We start from the raw sequence: 17,110 nt of genomic DNA, 5'->3' as shown, positions 1-17,110 counted from the left end.
ATTTGGATATTAAAATAAATAATTTCACCACAAAGGAATGCAACTTATGAACCATAATTATTTAATGATTTGAGAAGATATAAATCCAGTAGCCATACTAGAATGGAATTTGTTTTTTATTAATTTAAAAACAAATTCCATACAAAATTTACTTTACATAAAGGCGACCTTGGTGGCCTTTATGTAAATTTAGAGCATCAATAAAAGCAAAACATCTATTAAAAGGAGAGGCATTTATGTCAAACGATGAAATTTGGAATGCTGTATTCACAAACCAAGAGTGGGGAAAGTATCCCAGTGAGGACTTAATAAGATTTATTGCAAGAAATTTTTATTCGATTAAAAACAGGCGAGATGTTAAAATTCTCGAGCTTGGATGCGGCCCTGGCGCTAATATATGGTTTCTTGCTAGGGAAGGGTTTTCTTTCTGTGGCGTTGATTTTTCAAGCACAGCTATTGAGCAGGCAAGCTTGCGCCTTGATAAAGAATTTCCAAACTGGCGACAACACAGCGAATTAATTGTTGGGAATGTAAATGACCTACCATATGCTAGTGAATCATTTGATGCCGTCATTGATAATGAATGCATTTATTGTTTAGATTTCAAAACTGCAATAGATACATATAATGAGGCATGGCGAGTAACTAAGTATAATGGAAAATTATACTCAAGGACATTTTCATCAGGCTCTTGGGGTGATGGTTGTGGCGAGCATACTGGTTATAATCGCTGGGTTTGTACAGAAGGGCCACTAAAAGGTAAGGGCCAAAATAGATTTAGCTCATTAGAGGATATATATGAATTAATAAAAAATTACAATGTCGACTCCATTGAAAAAATAACTAGAACTGAAAACAACATGAAAAATACAGTCTCTGAATTTTTAATCCTGTGCAGCAAAATATAACCATTCAACGATACCAAACCTAGTGCAGGACAGTTTGCACTAGGTTTAATATAAATACTTTTAAACTCACTTAATCGAACATGAAATAGAAAGTGAATTATAAAATAAAATAGACTTTTTGGGTTTTTAAAAATATAATTATGTTGTGTATATCAACATCCTTGCTGATGTACCTTTACTCCAAGGATTCCATCCAATCTTTACAAATGTAACATCTGATGGTGATAACCATGAGTCATAACTGGAAAAATGTACTAATCACACCGTCTTCAACGATCTTAGAAGCTCTAGATGTTATTAATAAAGAAGCCCTAAAGGTTGCATTAGTTGTAGATGCAGACTGTCATCTTGTCGGAGTTGTAACCGATGGTGATGTTCGTCGTGGCTTGCTCAATGGCTTATCGCTACATGATACTGTCATTAAAATTATGAATACAAGCCCAACAACAGCAGAGGTCAGTCTCAAGCGTGAAGAACTGATCTCACTTATGGAATCAAAATGTATTTTATCCATTCCACTACTTGAAAATGGTCAAGTAGTCGGATTGGAAACAATCCAAGGATTATTAAGCAAACCAACATACGATAATCCGATTTTCATTATGGCAGGAGGTCTTGGAACTAGATTAAGGCCTCTCACCAATCTCTGTCCAAAGCCAATGTTGAAAGTGGGAGGAAAACCGCTTTTAGAAATCTTGCTTAATCAGTTTCTCAAAGCCGGATTCATGAACATTTATATATCCACCCATTATATGCCTGAACAGATCACTAGTTATTTTGGCGATGGGTCTTCTTGGGGAGCCAAGATCCAATATGTACATGAAGATACGCCACTAGGGACAGCCGGAGCATTAGGTCTACTTCCTGCAGATACCCCCTCCTTACCACTTATAATGATCAATGGTGATGTGCTAACAACGGTGGATTTCAATCGACTACTCGATTTCCACAACAAATATCAACCAACAGCAACTATGTGTGTACGTGAATATGATTATCAAATTCCATATGGCGTTATCAATGGTGATGGTCATCATATTATAAATATGCAGGAAAAACCAATCCTACAATATCTAGTAAATGCAGGGATCTACGTAGTAAGTCCTGATTTATTTATGAGCGTTCCTAAACAAGAGCATATTGATATGCCAACCCTACTTGAACAACAAATAGCAAAGCAAGCGGATGTATTAATGTTTCCAATCAATGAATATTGGCTTGACATTGGCAGAATTGATGACTTTAATAAAGCACAAATCGATATCAAGGACCTTTCATAATGTCTCTCAATATTGCAATCATCCCTGCGCGGGGGGGAGTAAACGTCTTCCTAATAAAAACAAATTACCATTAGCAGGAAAACCATTAATAACCTGGACCATCGAAGCAGCTCTCGAAAGCCAACTTTTTGATTTGGTTCTTGTAAGCACTGACTCTCAAGATATTGCTAACATCTCTGCCAATTCTGGTGCAGTTGTGCCATATCTACGACCCGCCGAATTGGCAACTGATACGGCTACCACTAATGATGTCATCAGCCACATGGTTAAGTGGGTTGAATCGCAATATGGAGAAGTAGCCAGAGTCACACTACTACAACCAACATCTCCATTGCGGAATGCAAATCATATTAAAGAAGCCATGGCTCTTTATGATATGAAAAATGCGTCTGCAGTCATCTCTATATGCGAACTCGAACATCCAATTCAATATTGTAATAGATTACCAGACAATTTATGTATGGCAGGTTTTATTCCAAATATTGCAAATCGACGTAGCCAAGAACTAGAATGTTATTATCGAGTGAATGGTGCAATTTATATTTTTGACAAACAATATATAGGATCATTATCAGATATTTACTCTAATAACTCTTTTGCTTATATTATGGAAAAAAGCGCATCTATAGACATCGATGATGCATTTGATTTATATCTATCCGAGTTTATTAAAAATAGAAAACCGACCTAAAGGTCGGCTTTTTTATTTCTTAAACAAATTTATTGTTTCATCATCAACTGTATCTATGCTGTTAAGGGCATTGGGATACATCTCTTTTGCTTTTCTCATAAAATCTAACCAAATTTCGATTGCGGGTTTCATCATGGCCAATGCTTTTTCTTCCTCTTTAAACAAGTAAAGAATGGAACTCAGTATAGCAAACATATGATTCATCGAGCCGTGCAAAAGTTGTGCTATAATTTTATTTTTGGTTGTGGATATCTGAGAAAGATAACCGAAGTGCTTCAGCATCAATTGATTAATCTCATTTCTAGATGAAAAATCACGTTGCCATTCATCTGTTATCTTCTCAGCAACATGATTGAAAAAATCAACATCAAGCAATGTATTAAAATCCTGCAATGGTAGCACCAATGGGGCACAGAGACGGTTTGTTATTTCATGCAGGATAGCTGACTTGTCAATAGGCTGATGTAGTCCGATGTCATTGGCGGGAACAGGTCTAGCCCCCAATATTTTGGCACCATCACTACAGTTGGCACAATGTACATCTTTATTGATGGCTAATACACCTTCAATAACATATCTCGAAGTATCGTACATCGCATTACTTATGACAACACCACCAAAATTACCCTCACATTGCCGTTCATTGTCGCTACATACCAACTCAGTCAAGAGTTTAGCATTTATTTCATTATTATAATATGCACTAGACTTAGCGTGGTGGTGATTTTTATCCTTATAACCATTATCCAAACCAAACAGATATATATTTTTAAATCCAAGTTGAATAGGTGCATGAACCCCTATATTTCCAACAAAGGGATTAACAGCCGGCCAAGCGGAAAAATCTTTGGCGACAGAGAAATATGTCTGACACATCATCACCCCTGGTTCACTGCTCTTAAACGCAAGAACCGTTTTCTTGAACAGAGTTGCACAGTCTGGATGAACGACATCAGTGCTCAAAAACAAAATATCCTGTAAGTATTCAGGGTCATCCAGATTAACCATGAAATCATAGATTGATTTGGTACGTTCAATTTGAACTTCTATATCTGGCTTGATCCCATGCTTATGCAAAGCAGATATCGCACTACCACAAGATATCAATATAGCCCGCTCTTTATTCGCTTTAATAATGGGTAGTGAATCATCTAGCGATGGACCGCTGCCAATGACAAATACCGGCACTCTTTGGTGTTTTTGCGAAATTTTCTTATTTTTCTTAAAAAATGGCACGCCACGTTCGATATTACGCATAGAATGGGATAGTGCGATCAGACCATCATCAAAAAAACCCCACCCCATCACTAACAAATAATATTGCTGCCGTACCTTTGTCATAAGCTTCTTTATTTTATCATTTTGATACCCCCACATAATGAAAGAGTTTGCAACCAAAAAAGCACCTCGACAACCAACAGCCGATGAAAAATCACTGACTATAGTCTGCTCATCCTGTCCTAAAAGAATGTGCAATCCCAGATTCTCCTGATACAAATAGGCTAGCAGTGGAGCCCAGTCGAAGCAGAATAATGAAGCGTAGAACAAATCCAGATCTGGCTCAAATAAGAATAACGAGCTGACTTTGCAACGCTCATAAAGATAACCAAGGTGATAACCCAAACCAACCCCAAAGATCAATGCGCAGGGAACTTGATCTGGTACTTTAACGAGGCGTTCTGCTTGTGATGATATTTCATCCTTATAAATATTAAGATTGTTGAGGTGTTCAACATGAATAGAACCCATTGGATTCGCTTCCTGGCGGAAGGAAAATTTTGACAATGCCCCCTTATCCATGAATTCAGCCACAAGTGTCTCACAGATGAGATAGGGCTCAGCCCCATAAACGGCGACGTCATCGTCAAGCCATTTAAGATTTGGCTGACCATTTTCACTACAGAAAAACCTAAACGGACGGGTAGGCAGATAAGTCTCATACATATCTGCAATGTGAGGGATATATTGACGAAATGCCTCTATATTCTGTGTAAAACGAAGTGGCAATGCTACCATCATGGCCGCTTCTTGCTCTGCTTGTTGTTGCAGTCTTCGCATTTCCTGCTCAGCTTTTACCAGAACCACATCAATATTGAGCGACATCAGAACTCCTTGCTATTCAGGTTATAGGCCTGTCCAGCCTTGTTACCTTTCCCGACTTGAACCAGCTTTTTAAAAACAATTTTATGATGGCTGACAGTTAATACTTTCAACCTTTCTTCTTGAATAGACAGCGTTGCAGCCAATTCCGCCACCGCCTGCTGTTGTATCGGGCACTCTTTGGCCAGTTGCACCAACTGATCTATTAAGGCCAATCGGTTATCCATGCACAGCACGGCCTCATCATATTGCTGTTGTTGCAATAGGCCCTCTATCAAGTGGAGATTATCCTGTAATGCCTCATTGAGGGAGGTAAGAGTGACCCTCACAGCTCACCCAACTTTTGTCGCATCTGATAGCCACGCTGCTTTTCGGCTTCCGGCAATTGATCCCAAGCAGACTTGATCGTAACCATCAGAGCCATAACCTCGTCAAGGGGCGCGACATCCCGTGCCAGACTGGCATCCCAAATCCGCGTATCCATGTAGGCATAGAGAGCATATAATTCTTCCGCAATAGAACCCTGGCTCATATCAAGCGCATCCTGCAATCCATGTAATAGCCCTTGAGCTTTTGAAACAGCGATAGACTTTGCTTCCATATCACCGCGCTCTATCGCGCCTTTAGATTGAGCCAACCGCTCTAAAAAGCCTTGCATCATGAGTTGAATAACACGATGTGGATCCGCAACAGCAAGATCAGCTGCTATACTGGTTGCTTTATATGCGTTCAGATTACGATGGTACATGATATGAAACCTCTAAAGATAGTTATCACTTATTATAACTATTGATTCTCAACGACTGCAGCGCTGAGGCTGAGTTGTTCATTTTAACTAATAAAGCATCCAGACTACCGTATTGAGCTCGCAAGGAAGCTTCATATTTAATTAGCTGGGCATTTGACGTAGCCTGTTTTTCACTCAAACTGCGCAAGTCAGCATTAAGCGTGTCGGAGCGTTCTGCCAACATGCCTCCTGATTTGGTATACTCCTTTAGGCCATTATTCAAAGTGGCGGCCAAACCATCATCACCACCAAACAGTGCAACAACTTGATCGAAGTTTTTATCAACAGCTTGGCCAAACTTCTCTTTATCTAGAGATAGCTTGCCCTTATTGTCCATCTTTATACCAACTTCGAAGATACTTGAATAAGTTGTACTTGAGCCAGTCTTACCAGTGATCGTGTTTGCCATGAAACTGTTAATTGTTCTCGTACTTGCATCGCCAGCAAGAGCACCGCCATCATCCTGTCTGACACCACCAACAATGCTGTTACGCTTTCCAAGTGCACCCATCTTATCTTGAAGTGCGTTATATCCATCCACAAATTGCTTAACCATATCCTGAATGGATGATTTATCTGTCGTAATATCTACTTTGTTGGATTTGAGGTCACCATTAGTATCTTTATCAGATACTCGTAGCACGGTAAGTTTAAGATCTTGGATTGAATCATTGAAAACGTTGGTATCACTTTTGAGAATATTACCATCAACCAGAATTTCAGCACCACTCGCCGACTGAGTCTGATTCATTACGCTACCAGGTTCTCCAATTGAGAACATACCGAGCTCAGACGTATTGCCGGTAATACTCAAGTCTTTACCATCCCCTGATATACCAGAGTCAATAATTAGCTTTGCCTTACCATCTGCGGTGTTAACGATATTTGCACTTAATCCAAAATTATCACTATTACTGTTAATACTCTTGCGAATATCTTGCAGGGTATCCCCCACTTTGACATCAACTTTGAACTCTTTCGCACCCGCTTTGAAAGTCAGTTGACCATCTTGAGTTATAAGCGACGTCGTTGAGCTGTCAAAGATGCCCTCTTGGCGACTAGTCGTCGCCAATTTATTGACAGTAATATTGTACTGGCCATTTGAGCCACCACTTTTGCTTTCTACTGTCATCACCGGGTTATCTTTATCTTGGGTAATGTTGACAGTCCGTTTGTTGAAAGCACCTGGTTTACTCAATGTATCGAGAATATCAGTAAAGGTAGTGAGGGATGACTTGAGTTGACCAATGCCAGAGAGAGCTATTTGAGTGCTATTTTGTTTTTTGATGATCGGTTGTTGTAGCTGCGCCTTTTTAGCAGCAACACTGGCCGCAATCACACTCTCGAGATCGAGTCCAGAACCTGCACCAGCAGAGGTAATTGCCATGTTATCTTCTCCTCATTTCTCGATTTATATCTCACGATCAAGCAACAGACCTAGTTTGGGATTGGCCCCAGCCTCTCCATGGTGCAGAGCTTGGATCCGTTTGTGAATTGCGAGCAGCTCTTCACTCGGGATTTGGCGTATAACCGATCTGGTATCAGAATCCATTACCTTGATCACTACCTGGCCCAAGTCTTGCTCCAAACTGAAATTAACCGTCCACCCTTGTAGTTGGCTATATTCTTGCAAACTTTGTACCTGTTTTTCAAAATCTGCTTGGTTCTGTCCCCGCGGGGGATCAACATTTTTTGAATCTTGATTCTTCCGCAGTGCAATACCAGGATCCTCCACTGAGCCAGGAAGCAGTTGAGCGGCCACTTGGCCGCTCTTGTCACTTAGCTGTAAGGAAGCGCCATTGGCAGATGACAGATTACTGAGTTCAGTTGTCATCTTACTTCTCCCATCTCAATCAGCCAGACTACCCATTGTTACCCAAGCAGAGATAGTGCCGACTGCGGCCGCTGATTAGCTTGCGCCAGGACACTCGACGCTGCCTGCTGCAGAATGTTCTGCTTGGTCATATTGGCGGTCTCGGTGGCAAAGTCCGCATCACGAATACGAGAGCGAGCCGCTGATACGTTCTCCGAGATATTGGCCTGGTTGCGAATGGTCGAATCCAACCGATTCTGCACTGCGCCCAGCTCGGCACGCTTGCCATCGACGACTCCCAACATAGCATCCGCTGCAGCCATAACACTTTGGGCATCACTCTGGGTACCAATCTTGATACCGCCAGAGCCGCCACCAGTGAAAATAAGGGATACTGCAACCGTTGTCACTATACTCCCCGCTGGACCGGTGATGGCACTAATCGAGGTTCCCGCAGCTACAGCAATGCCAGAGATACTGAAGCCATCGGTCTGAGACAGACTGAAACCGATAGTCTGATACGCATCCGCACCGACTTGAAAGCTGCCACCGAAGGTCCCATCCAACAGTTTGGTACCCGCAAAAGTGGTGTCTTTGGAGATCCGGTTAATCTCAGACCCCAACTGATCCACTTCCTTTTGCAGGGCCTCACGATCCTTGGTAGAGTTTGAGCCATTAGATGATTGCTGAGCCAAAGTACGCATGCGCTGCAACATGCCAGTCACTTCATCCATCGCCCCTTCTGCTGTTTGCGCCAGTGAAATGCCATCGTTGGCATTACGGTTACCTTGATCCAGCCCGTTAACCTGAGAGGTCAAACGGTTGGAAATCTGCAGACCTGCGGCATCATCCTTGGCGCTGTTGATACGCAGGCCAGATGCCAAGCGGGTATATGAGGTATCCAAGGACTTGCCGGTATTCATCAAGTTACGCTGGGCGTTCAATGATGAAACGTTGGTATTGATAAACATGGCCATAATTTATTCTCCCGAAGAACATGCGACTGCGGGTTGCGCCGCCAAAGCGACGTCCCACCGTTAGAAGAGCAGGTTGAACATGCCTGTCTCTTCTGGCGGGTGTCTGTTTGAACGAACAGGCCACCCGCAGTAGTGCAAACGTTGGATTCCGAACACCCCTCGATTGCTTCAATTTATTTAACGGCCGCAGGACGACAAACTTTAGGAAAATCCTTGCCGAAAGCGGCAATTTTTATCCGGCAAGCGGCAAATGACAACGTTCAAAAGAGGCACCACATTATGCTCGGTCGGCATGGTGGTGTATTCGCAGGGCAAGATAGTCTTGGCACGTTTTGTGCTGAATCAAGAAGGAGTGACGTCAATTTGACGACACAATAAAAAGAGGCCGGTAAACCGGCCTAAAGTTGAGCATATGCTCAGGAGAATATGACCAAGGGTGACAGAACTGAACATCTGGACAACCCTTGGCATCACTAGTAGAGAATGTATTCTCTCCCGATAGAACAGAGTGCTAACCCGAACACCCCTTTGTTCCATCTCTTGACCAGGGCGGCCTGAACAACCGCCCTGTTTTCTTTTGTTAGCCCTGCAACAGTTGGAGTGCGGCCTGCGGGCGCTGGTTGGCTTGCGACAGAACGCTAGATGCAGCCTGCTGCAGAATGTTCTGCTTGGTCATATTGGCGGTCTCGGTGGCAAAGTCCGCATCACGAATACGAGAGCGAGCCGCTGATACGTTCTCCGAGATATTGGCCTGGTTGCGAATGGTCGAATCCAACCGATTCTGCACTGCGCCCAGCTCGGCACGCTTGCCATCGACGACTCCCAACATAGCATCCGCTGCAGCCATAACACTTTGGGCATCACTCTGGGTACCAATCTTGATACCGCCAGAGCCGCCACCAGTGAAAATAAGGGATACTGCAACCGTTGTCACTATACTCCCCGCTGGACCGGTGATGGCACTAATCGAGGTTCCCGCAGCTACAGCAATGCCAGAGATACTGAAGCCATCGGTCTGAGACAGACTGAAACCGATAGTCTGATACGCATCCGCACCGACTTGAAAGCTGCCACCGAAGGTCCCATCCAACAGTTTGGTACCCGCAAACGTCGTCGCACTGGAAACACGGTTGATCTCGGCACCGAGTTGATCCACCTCTTTTTGCAAGGCTTCTCGATCCTTGGTAGAGTTGGAGCCGTTTGCTGATTGTTGTGCCAGTGTGCGCATGCGCTGCAACATACCGGTCACTTCATCCATGGCCCCTTCGGCAGTCTGGGCCAGGGAGATGCCATCGTTAGCGTTACGGTTACCTTGGTCCAGACCATTGATCTGGGAGGTCAGACGGTTGGATATTTGCAGACCTGCGGCGTCATCCTTGGCGCTGTTGATGCGCAGGCCAGATGCCAAGCGAGTATACGAAGTATCCAATGATTTGGTCGAGTTTGTCATATTACGCTGAGCGTTGAGTGACGAAACGTTAGTGTTGATATACATGGCCATGACTATTCTCCTAAGCTATTAAAATTACTCTTCTATTTGCTCAGGCTTTATTATTTTCTGTGCCCGATGCGTCTTATTTAACGGCTCGTTTTTGGATGTCTTTAGCATTTTTTTCAACGCTTCATCGCATTAACGCCGCTTACCTTATATATCGGCGGGTCAGGGGGAAACTTAAGGAAAAAAACGGGCCAAAACACGCGATAGCAGCAACGTCCTGAACCCCGCCAACGGCGGGGGCAAGCGGGCACACACGAGACTCTCCCGGTTCGGGCAGCGAGAAAAAATCACGGCCGACTCTCAATTTTGTCGAGCACAGTTGGCGATTGGGCTCGCCAGCCCCTAAAATCGCGGCCCCATCAACAATTTGGCGTGAGTTGTTCTCCATGCAGACACTGGTTGAGCAGATTGTTTACATCAGCGACATGTTTGGTACTGCGGTATTCGCGTTTTCAGGGGTATTGGTGGCTGGCCGGCTCAGAATGGACGGGTTTGGCGTCATGGTTTTGGCGGCGGTCACCGCCATCGGCGGCGGCACTATCCGTGACATGATCCTGGGGGCAACCCCCGTGTTCTGGGTACGCGATCCGCTCTATATCTGGGTCGTCATCGCGACGGCGCTGATCGGTATGTGGATGGTCAAACTGCCCCGCAGGATGCCCTGGTATGTGCTGCCAGTAGCAGATGCCTTCGGACTGGCCCTCTTTACCGTGATTGGCGCCCAGAAGGCCCTCAACTTCGGCACCCCGGGGCTGATTGCCGTGATCATGGGCACCATGACCGGGGTAGCCGGCGGCATGATCCGCGATGTGCTGGCGCGAGAAGTGCCCATGGTGCTGCAAAAAGAGATCTATGCCACCGCCTGTATCCTTGGCGGCATTCTCTATACCCTGGCGCTGGAGGCGAATATGGACAGGGTAACCGCCATGCTCATCTGCATGACAGCCGTGTTTGGCCTGCGGGTTGCCGCTATCTACTGGCACCTGTCGCTGCCAACCTTCTCGCTGCAACGCAATTGAGAGCAGGCCCACAGCGCCATCATGTCGCTGTGGGCCTTGCGTTGAACCAAATCGGCTTTTCTGTTGTCATAGAAACAGTCGTTGTTAGCCGGAACTTCTCATGCGCAAAATCGGTATGCTTACCACTCTTATCCTGGCGAACGTGACAGTAGCCCACGCCGAAGCACAAGCGGTATTTGGACGCCTGGCCTCGGCGCCGGTGCAGCAGTTCAACCAGCAGATACGTCAGGCCAGCCATCAACAGCAGCACTGGGTCAATGACTACCGTGAGGTAGCACTACGATTCGTTGGCCATGGCGACATACCCAGTCGCATCCACGCCCAGCAGCTGGACAATGATCTGGTGCTCTCGGTCGCCCTCAATGGCAGCAAGAGCGACATGATCTACATCCTGACCCTCTATCGCAACGACAACCTGTGGCAGATGCGGGAGGCGGAAATGGGCTGGCGTTGCCAGGGGCAAGACTCCTTCACCCCGGTCCCCTGCCCCTGATGGTCATGGCTGACTCTGTGAAATAAAAAAATCCGGCACAGTGGCCGGATTTTTTATTGGAGGTGAAAGCACGCTTACGGGCGGTACACCTTGACGTTGTCAAAGCCCTTCTCTTTCAGATAGAGCGCCTGCAGCTTGCTCATCACGCCGCGATCGCAATAGAGCAGATAGGTCATCTCTTTGGGCAGATCGCCAAAGGCGGTGGCCAGCTTGAAGAAGGGGAGGTGCAGCACTTCACGACCTTCCACCACCAGCGGCTTCTCGTCGTGTTCGTCGGCAGAGCGGATATCCAGGATCACCTCGTCAGCGCCCAGCACTTGAGTGGTTTCGACCTCTTGCACTTCCGCGGCTGTCTCTTCACCGATACGGCGGATATCGAGGTAACGGGCCTCGGAGACCACCTTGTCCAGAATGGCGAAGTCGAAGTTGGCCTCTTCTGCTTCAATGCGGGAGAGCTCGGCTTTCACGGTCGGCTTCTTGGAGATGACGCCGCAATACTCCGGCATGGTCTCGGCAAACTCCAGAGTGCCGATGCGGCGCGCTTCGCTGATGATATCCGGCTTGTCCCAAGTGATGAGCGGGCGCAGGATCACCTTGTCGATCACCCGATCGATGACGTTGAGGTTGGTCAGCGTCTGGCTGGAGACCTGACCCACGCACTCGCCGGTCACCAGTGCCGGGATCTGGAAGTAGTCGGCAACCTGACCTGCGGCACGCATCATCATTCGCTTGAGCACTACGCCCATCTGACCGTTATCCACTTTTTCGAGGATCTCGGCCACCACAGGTTCAAAGTCGATGGCGGTGAAACGCACCTTGTGGGAGGCGCCAAACTTGTTCCACAGGTAATAGGCGACCTGCTTGACCCCGATCTCGTGGGCAGCACCACCCAGATTGAAGAAGCAGTAGTGCACCCGGCAGCCGCGTTTGATGAACTGGTAGGAGGCGACACCGGAGTCGAAACCACCGGAGAGCAAGCTCAGTACATCTTCCTGAGTGGCCATAGGGAAACCGCCCATGCCGTGGTGCACCGCACTGATGATGTAGAGCTCGTCATTTTCCACTTCCAGATTGACCTGGATGTCCGGCTTTTTCAGGCGCACCCCAGCGGTTTCACAATGCTGGTTGAGGCCACCGCCCACATAACGCTCCAGCTCCAGCGAGCTAAAGTCGTGTTTGCCGACACGGCGGGCACGGACGCAGAAGGTCTTGCCTTTCAGGCGATCGCCCCAGACGGCGCGGGTCTGTTCGAAGATGTCGTGCAGGTCGGTAAAGTTGCTCAGTTTCACTTCGAGGAAGTACTGAATGCCAGGGATACAGGCTAGGGTCTCGAGATACTGGGCGTGGAACTGATCGTTGCGGGAGCTCACTACCAGCTTGTCCCAATCCATCCGTACGCGGGCATCCTCGTCGAAGCGACGCAACACGTTGCGAATGTTGCCCTGCAACATCTTGGTGAAGCGCTGGCGAACTGATTTGCTCTTGATGGTGATTTCCGGGAACAGCTTGATAATGAACTTCATGGTTTTGACTCGGGTGGCCTTGATTTAAGGGCGCGGATTATATCAGAACTTTGTGGCAAGCGGCTACTGAATGAGCGCTTGCTCACATTACGCCATGCAATGTTTGCCGCCCGCCCGCAATCTTGCGTATATTCCCGAGCCTGCGCCTCGCCAGATTTTTGACAACAGACTGATCCGATGAAGACCTATATCTACTACCCCGGCATGGAGGTACGCGACGAGCGTTGGCTCAAATTTGCCCTGCTCTATCTGGAGCGACTCGCCTTCGTCTTCACCGTCAGTGAAAAAAGTGGCCTCACCGCCTTGTTGGGCACGCTTGAAGATCAGACCGATCTGCTGGCCGAACGTCCGGATCCCGCCTTCTTCGCAGCCATCACCCCTCAGCTAGAGAACCAGATCAGTGGCCTTGTTGCCCCCGATTTCGTGCGCCACAAGGTGTTTGGCAACAAGGAGCTGATTGATCGCTGGCGCCAGCGTGCCAACCATGACTGCTTCTGCCCGGCTCAGGCCGGACTGGAGCGACTGCACGGTTTTTGCCTGACCCACGGCTTTGCGACCCGGGATGAGGGGGGGATCAAAATGGCGCGGCGCTTTGCCAACCTGCTCTCCATGCGCCTCGCCCGTGAGTGGGCACTCGCCAATGACGGGGCGCTCATTACCGATCACGACTATCTCGACCGCCTGCTTCACCTGCTGGAATCCCGCTACCACAACCGGGGTGGTCAGGATTGCTTCCACCTCGAGATCCCGTTGCAAGTGCCCACTCACTTGGCCGACATTCCGTTTGCAGCGCTGATTGCCCTGCGCGGGCGCAGCGGCTTTCGCCAGCAACTGGCCGAATTTCATCAGGCCCTCGACCATCTGCTCGCCATGCTGGGTAGCGGCTATGCCGACCCGGCGGTTCTGACCCGCTTCGAGCAAGCCCAGCAAGGTCTCAATCAACTGCTGGGGCCCGAGACCCTCAGCATGCCGCTCACCACGCTGGTCAGCACCAGCCTGCCCGCCATGGCGATGATCCATCAGTTAAAGGCAAGTCATCCCGACAGCAATCTCATCTTCCATCCCATCAAGAAGAGCCACTTTCACCAGCGTAAGAGCCAGCATTTCTTCACCCGGCTCGGCCATCTGCGCCAACCGGGCTGAATCGGCGGAATTAAAAAGGGGTTGGCATCTGCCAACCCCTCTCGTTATCTGCGGCCTACCAATCTTTATTTGCGGCCTACCAGTCATCACCACGGTGATTGGCCCGCTCTTGAGCCTGCCTACGGGCCTCCATCGCGTTGTCGCGGCGGATACCCTCACTGGTACAGGCAAACTGTTTCTCGTAACAGCGTACAAAGCTTTCTGAGCCAGGCTCGAAAGGTGAATAGAACCCGGTACGTTCGGGAGAAACATGGTGATCACCATGATTGGTAGTGGCACAGCCCGAACTCATCAGCACCAGCAAGGGACACAAAACACGTAGCAAAAGGGAACTCCCGATTGGATTTGAATGAGCTCGTAATTATTCATGAATTAATTCACCCAATCAAATATTGATGCATTTCAAAGGCTTATTTACATTCACCTCAATGGCTGTCGGCAAAACGCTCAACGGGTGATGGTGCCGGCCTCACTGTCAGGATCCACCACGCGAAACTCGATACGATCGCTGTTGCCCGCCTCGTCCACCACCACCAGCTGATAGCGTCCCGCCACACTCAGCACCTGATCCCCGTCCCAGCGCAGCCGCTGACCGTTGAGAAACCAGAACGGCTTGCCGACACCGCCCAGCACCTTGGGCTGCAACCGGTAGCGCTGACTGCGGATAAGATTGCCCTCCCCCAGCGCCACGATGCGGATCGGGGCCTGCAGTTCGGCGCTCTGCCTTTCACCTTTACAACCGCTTGCCAGCAGCGCCTGTCTGCGCTCGCCGGGCGCCCGCCATGGTTCCAGTGACAGCGGCCAGAGCGCCCGAAAGCCGGATTGCGCCGCATCCTGACAGCGGGCCAGGGTCGGCTTGCCTTCGGCAGTCAGTGCAACTTGGCGCAGCGGCGAGGGCCCATCCATGGGGTCTGGCAAGGTGGGGGGATCCCGCGCCTCCAGCAACCAGGCGCTCTGGCGTTGCAGACAGGCCTCAGGCAGGGTCGCGCTTGCCTTGCGCCCCAGCGGCCAGCAGATCTCGGCCTCGCTTACCGTGTTGGGCTGCACCGGCAAGGGGCTGTTGTCGGCCAGCCGCGAGTAGACAGAGAGCAGCAGCGGCACTGCCGCACTCTGGCCGTAAAAACCCGGCAAGGGGGTGCCGTCGGGGCGCCCCAACCAGACGCCGATGGTCCAACGACCGGAGACCCCCATCGCCCAGCTGTCGCGATAGCCGTAGCTGGTGCCGGTCTTCCAGGCCAGTCGGTTGACCCGACCGGTCGCCTCGCTGGCAAAGGGCTGATCCGCCCGTCCCTGGGCGCTCAATATCTGCCAGATGATCCAGGCCGCCCCCGGGCTCAGTAAGGGGCGGGGCACCGCCTGTTGCCCCGCCAGCCAGACCGGCATCGCCACCTGCCCCTCACGGGCCAGCGCGCTGTAAAGCGCCACCAGCTGCTCGAGCCGGATCCCCGCCGCCCCCAGCGCAATGGCCGGATTGGGTTTGTCGGAGAGCGCCAGCCGCACCCCGGCGTTGTCGAGGCGGCTGACCAGCTTGTCGGGCCCGAGCGCCTCCAGCACCTGCACCGCAGGCACGTTGAGGGATTGCTGCAGCGCCTGAGCGAGGGTCACCGGCCCCTGAAAGGCACCGGAAAAGTTAGCGGGGCGATAATCCGAGCCCACTCTTGGCGCATCGGAGAGCAGAGAGGCCGAGTGCACCAACCCCTCGTCCATCGCCAGGCCGTAGATAAATGGCTTGAGGGTGGAGCCGGGAGAGCGGATCGCCTGCACCATGTCGAGGTAACCGTGGCGGCGCAGGTTGCCATATTCGGCGCTGCCCACATAGGCACGCACGGCCATGGTTTTGTTGTCTACCAGTAGTAGGGCGGCAGAGGTCTGTTCGGGGAAGCGGCGGATATAACTCGCCACCCGCGTCTCCAGCCAGCGCTGCAGATCGCCGTCTATGGTGGTGTGCACCAGGGCGCCCGGCTGGCTGTCGGCGGCAAGGCGAGCAAACAGCGGCGCCTCCATCGGCGTGAAGTGGCCGCGGGCTAGCACCGGCTCGATGCGTCCCTCCTGCCACACCGGCTCGGGCCATACCCCTTGCGCCACCAGTCGCAGCATCACTTTGTCGCGGGCGGCGCGGGCTCGCTCGGGGTGGCGATCCGGCCGGTTGCGGCTGGGGGCCTGTGGCAGCACCGCCAGCAGCGCCGCCTCGGCATAGGTCAGCTTGGCCGCGCTCTTGCCGAGATAGGCAAAACTTGCCGCCTGAACCCCCTCCAGATTACCGCCAAACGGCGCCCGGTTGAGGTAGACGGTGAGCAGAGTGCGCTTGTCGTAGTGCCACTCCAGCTGCAGCGCGCGGGCCATCTGGCGCAGCTTGCCGGGTACGCTTCTGTGGTAGGGCTCGATCAGGCGGGCTACCTGCATGGTGAGGGTCGAGCCGCCCGACACGGCCCGCCCGTAGCGCAGCCACTGCCAAACCCCGCGCACCATGGCCAGCGGATTGACCCCGGGATGGCGCCAGAAGTAGCGATCCTCGTAGCCCAGCAGCGCCTCGATATAGCGGGGGGAGACCTGCTCCAGCGTGACTGGATAGCGCCACACACCGCTGGTGTCGGCAAAGGCACGCAGCGGCCGCCCCTTCATGTCGAGCACCACCCGGGCATAGGCCGGGTCGAGTGGTGGTGGCGGGAAAATACGATCCAGCGCCAGCAGCGACAGGATCAGGACAACAACCCCCAGCAGCGAGAAGCGCAGCCAGCGCGGCAGACCGCCAAGCCAACGCCGACAGGCGCGGCAACTGTGGCGAAGCCTCAGCCAACCGCGCTGCCAGAAAGTGAGCGGGCGGACCCGCTCAAGGGAGGGAACGTTGCTCAGAGGGCGTCTGCGACTCATAAAGCGC

General features: G+C 50.2%; 15 protein-coding genes. 6 read left to right on the top strand and 9 right to left on the bottom strand.

Annotation, left to right across the window (positions count from 1 at the left end; translation table 11 throughout):
* The first annotated feature begins 236 nt into the window (after positions 1–236).
* The 3 genes from CK911_RS04490 (at position 237) to CK911_RS04480 (ending at position 2,879) form a co-directional block, all read left to right on the top strand.
* A complete protein-coding gene (locus tag CK911_RS04490) occupies positions 237–908 on the top strand; it encodes a class I SAM-dependent methyltransferase (protein ID WP_098969130.1) in 672 nt (223 codons plus the stop codon).
* A gap of 230 nt (positions 909–1,138) precedes the next feature.
* Positions 1,139–2,188 carry a nucleotidyltransferase family protein gene (locus tag CK911_RS04485; protein ID WP_098972455.1) on the top strand — a complete coding sequence of 350 codons (1,050 nt, stop codon included), beginning with the start codon at positions 1,139–1,141 and terminating at the stop codon, positions 2,186–2,188.
* Entirely contained in the window at positions 2,127–2,879 is a 753-nt protein-coding gene (locus CK911_RS04480; protein WP_216640695.1) for an acylneuraminate cytidylyltransferase family protein, read from the top strand. The genes CK911_RS04485 and CK911_RS04480 overlap by 62 nt, the downstream gene beginning before the upstream one ends.
* A gap of 12 nt (positions 2,880–2,891) precedes the next feature.
* On the opposite strand, the gene CK911_RS04475 is transcribed toward CK911_RS04480, so the two are convergent.
* The 7 genes from CK911_RS04475 to CK911_RS04445 form a co-directional block, all read right to left on the bottom strand.
* Entirely contained in the window at positions 2,892–4,982 is a 2,091-nt protein-coding gene (locus CK911_RS04475) for a 6-hydroxymethylpterin diphosphokinase MptE-like protein (RefSeq protein ID WP_098969128.1), read from the bottom strand.
* Positions 4,982–5,242, bottom strand: a complete 261-nt coding sequence (locus CK911_RS04470) for a hypothetical protein (protein ID WP_241658095.1) — start codon at positions 5,240–5,242, stop codon at positions 4,982–4,984. The genes CK911_RS04475 and CK911_RS04470 overlap by 1 nt, the downstream gene beginning before the upstream one ends.
* Before the next feature lie 62 nt (positions 5,243–5,304).
* On the bottom strand, positions 5,305–5,727 hold the full coding sequence (fliS, locus tag CK911_RS04465; RefSeq protein ID WP_098969127.1) for a flagellar export chaperone FliS: 423 nt from the start codon (positions 5,725–5,727) through the stop codon (positions 5,305–5,307).
* A 25-nt stretch (positions 5,728–5,752) separates the two neighbouring features.
* Positions 5,753–7,153, bottom strand: a complete 1,401-nt coding sequence (fliD, locus tag CK911_RS04460; RefSeq protein ID WP_098969126.1) for a flagellar filament capping protein FliD — start codon at positions 7,151–7,153, stop codon at positions 5,753–5,755.
* A gap of 24 nt (positions 7,154–7,177) precedes the next feature.
* Positions 7,178–7,600, bottom strand: a complete 423-nt coding sequence (locus CK911_RS04455) for a flagellar protein FlaG (RefSeq protein WP_098969125.1) — start codon at positions 7,598–7,600, stop codon at positions 7,178–7,180.
* 38 nt (positions 7,601–7,638) lie between these two features.
* Positions 7,639–8,556 (bottom strand): flagellin, encoded by a 918-nt coding sequence (locus CK911_RS04450; protein ID WP_098969124.1) that lies wholly within the window; start codon positions 8,554–8,556, stop codon positions 7,639–7,641.
* A 580-nt stretch (positions 8,557–9,136) separates the two neighbouring features.
* Positions 9,137–10,057, bottom strand: coding sequence for a flagellin (locus tag CK911_RS04445; RefSeq protein ID WP_098969123.1), 921 nt, complete (start codon positions 10,055–10,057; stop codon positions 9,137–9,139).
* Positions 10,058–10,440: 383 nt separating this feature from the next.
* Between CK911_RS04445 and CK911_RS04440 the strand changes: the two genes are divergently transcribed.
* Positions 10,441–11,073: a trimeric intracellular cation channel family protein gene (locus CK911_RS04440; protein ID WP_005333975.1), complete on the top strand. Its 633-nt coding sequence runs from the start codon at positions 10,441–10,443 to the stop codon at positions 11,071–11,073.
* 100 nt (positions 11,074–11,173) lie between these two features.
* Entirely contained in the window at positions 11,174–11,566 is a 393-nt protein-coding gene (locus CK911_RS04435; RefSeq protein ID WP_098969122.1) for a hypothetical protein, read from the top strand.
* Positions 11,567–11,640: 74 nt separating this feature from the next.
* Here the strand turns inward: CK911_RS04435 and thiI are convergent, their stop codons facing one another.
* Positions 11,641–13,089 carry a tRNA uracil 4-sulfurtransferase ThiI gene (gene thiI, locus CK911_RS04430; RefSeq protein WP_098969121.1) on the bottom strand — a complete coding sequence of 483 codons (1,449 nt, stop codon included), beginning with the start codon at positions 13,087–13,089 and terminating at the stop codon, positions 11,641–11,643.
* A 177-nt stretch (positions 13,090–13,266) separates the two neighbouring features.
* Here thiI and CK911_RS04425 point away from each other — a divergent pair, with 177 nt between their 5' ends.
* Positions 13,267–14,232, top strand: a complete 966-nt coding sequence (locus tag CK911_RS04425; RefSeq protein ID WP_098969120.1) for a hypothetical protein — start codon at positions 13,267–13,269, stop codon at positions 14,230–14,232.
* Between the two features lie 447 nt (positions 14,233–14,679).
* On the opposite strand, the gene pbpC is transcribed toward CK911_RS04425, so the two are convergent.
* The gene (gene pbpC, locus CK911_RS04415) at positions 14,680–17,103 is read right to left on the bottom strand and encodes a penicillin-binding protein 1C (protein WP_098969118.1); all 2,424 of its coding nucleotides are present in this window, start codon (positions 17,101–17,103) and stop codon (positions 14,680–14,682) included.
* Between the last annotated feature and the right edge of the window lie 7 nt (positions 17,104–17,110).

Source organism: Aeromonas sp. CU5, from assembly GCF_002586745.1.
In the GTDB taxonomy this organism is placed as follows: domain Bacteria; phylum Pseudomonadota; class Gammaproteobacteria; order Enterobacterales; family Aeromonadaceae; genus Aeromonas; species Aeromonas sobria.
The sequence above is the reverse complement of the archived record's forward strand: the minus strand, read 5'-3'. Positions and strand labels throughout refer to the sequence as shown.

What these genes read in the sequence shown, in the direction of transcription:
- CK911_RS04490 (WP_098969130.1), top strand. Translation starts at nt 237, where the DNA reads ATGTCAAACGATGAAATTTGGAATGCTGTATTCACAAACCAAGAGTGG.
- CK911_RS04485 (WP_098972455.1), top strand. Translation starts at nt 1,139, where the DNA reads ATGAGTCATAACTGGAAAAATGTACTAATCACACCGTCTTCAACGATC.
- CK911_RS04475 (WP_098969128.1), bottom strand. Translation starts at nt 4,982, where the DNA reads ATGTCGCTCAATATTGATGTGGTTCTGGTAAAAGCTGAGCAGGAAATG.
- fliS (WP_098969127.1), bottom strand. Translation starts at nt 5,727, where the DNA reads ATGTACCATCGTAATCTGAACGCATATAAAGCAACCAGTATAGCAGCT.
- fliD (WP_098969126.1), bottom strand. Translation starts at nt 7,153, where the DNA reads ATGGCAATTACCTCTGCTGGTGCAGGTTCTGGACTCGATCTCGAGAGT.
- CK911_RS04455 (WP_098969125.1), bottom strand. Translation starts at nt 7,600, where the DNA reads ATGACAACTGAACTCAGTAATCTGTCATCTGCCAATGGCGCTTCCTTA.
- CK911_RS04450 (WP_098969124.1), bottom strand. Translation starts at nt 8,556, where the DNA reads ATGGCCATGTTTATCAATACCAACGTTTCATCATTGAACGCCCAGCGT.
- CK911_RS04445 (WP_098969123.1), bottom strand. Translation starts at nt 10,057, where the DNA reads ATGGCCATGTATATCAACACTAACGTTTCGTCACTCAACGCTCAGCGT.
- CK911_RS04440 (WP_005333975.1), top strand. Translation starts at nt 10,441, where the DNA reads ATGCAGACACTGGTTGAGCAGATTGTTTACATCAGCGACATGTTTGGT.
- CK911_RS04435 (WP_098969122.1), top strand. Translation starts at nt 11,174, where the DNA reads ATGCGCAAAATCGGTATGCTTACCACTCTTATCCTGGCGAACGTGACA.
- thiI (WP_098969121.1), bottom strand. Translation starts at nt 13,089, where the DNA reads ATGAAGTTCATTATCAAGCTGTTCCCGGAAATCACCATCAAGAGCAAA.
- CK911_RS04425 (WP_098969120.1), top strand. Translation starts at nt 13,267, where the DNA reads ATGAAGACCTATATCTACTACCCCGGCATGGAGGTACGCGACGAGCGT.
- pbpC (WP_098969118.1), bottom strand. Translation starts at nt 17,103, where the DNA reads ATGAGTCGCAGACGCCCTCTGAGCAACGTTCCCTCCCTTGAGCGGGTC.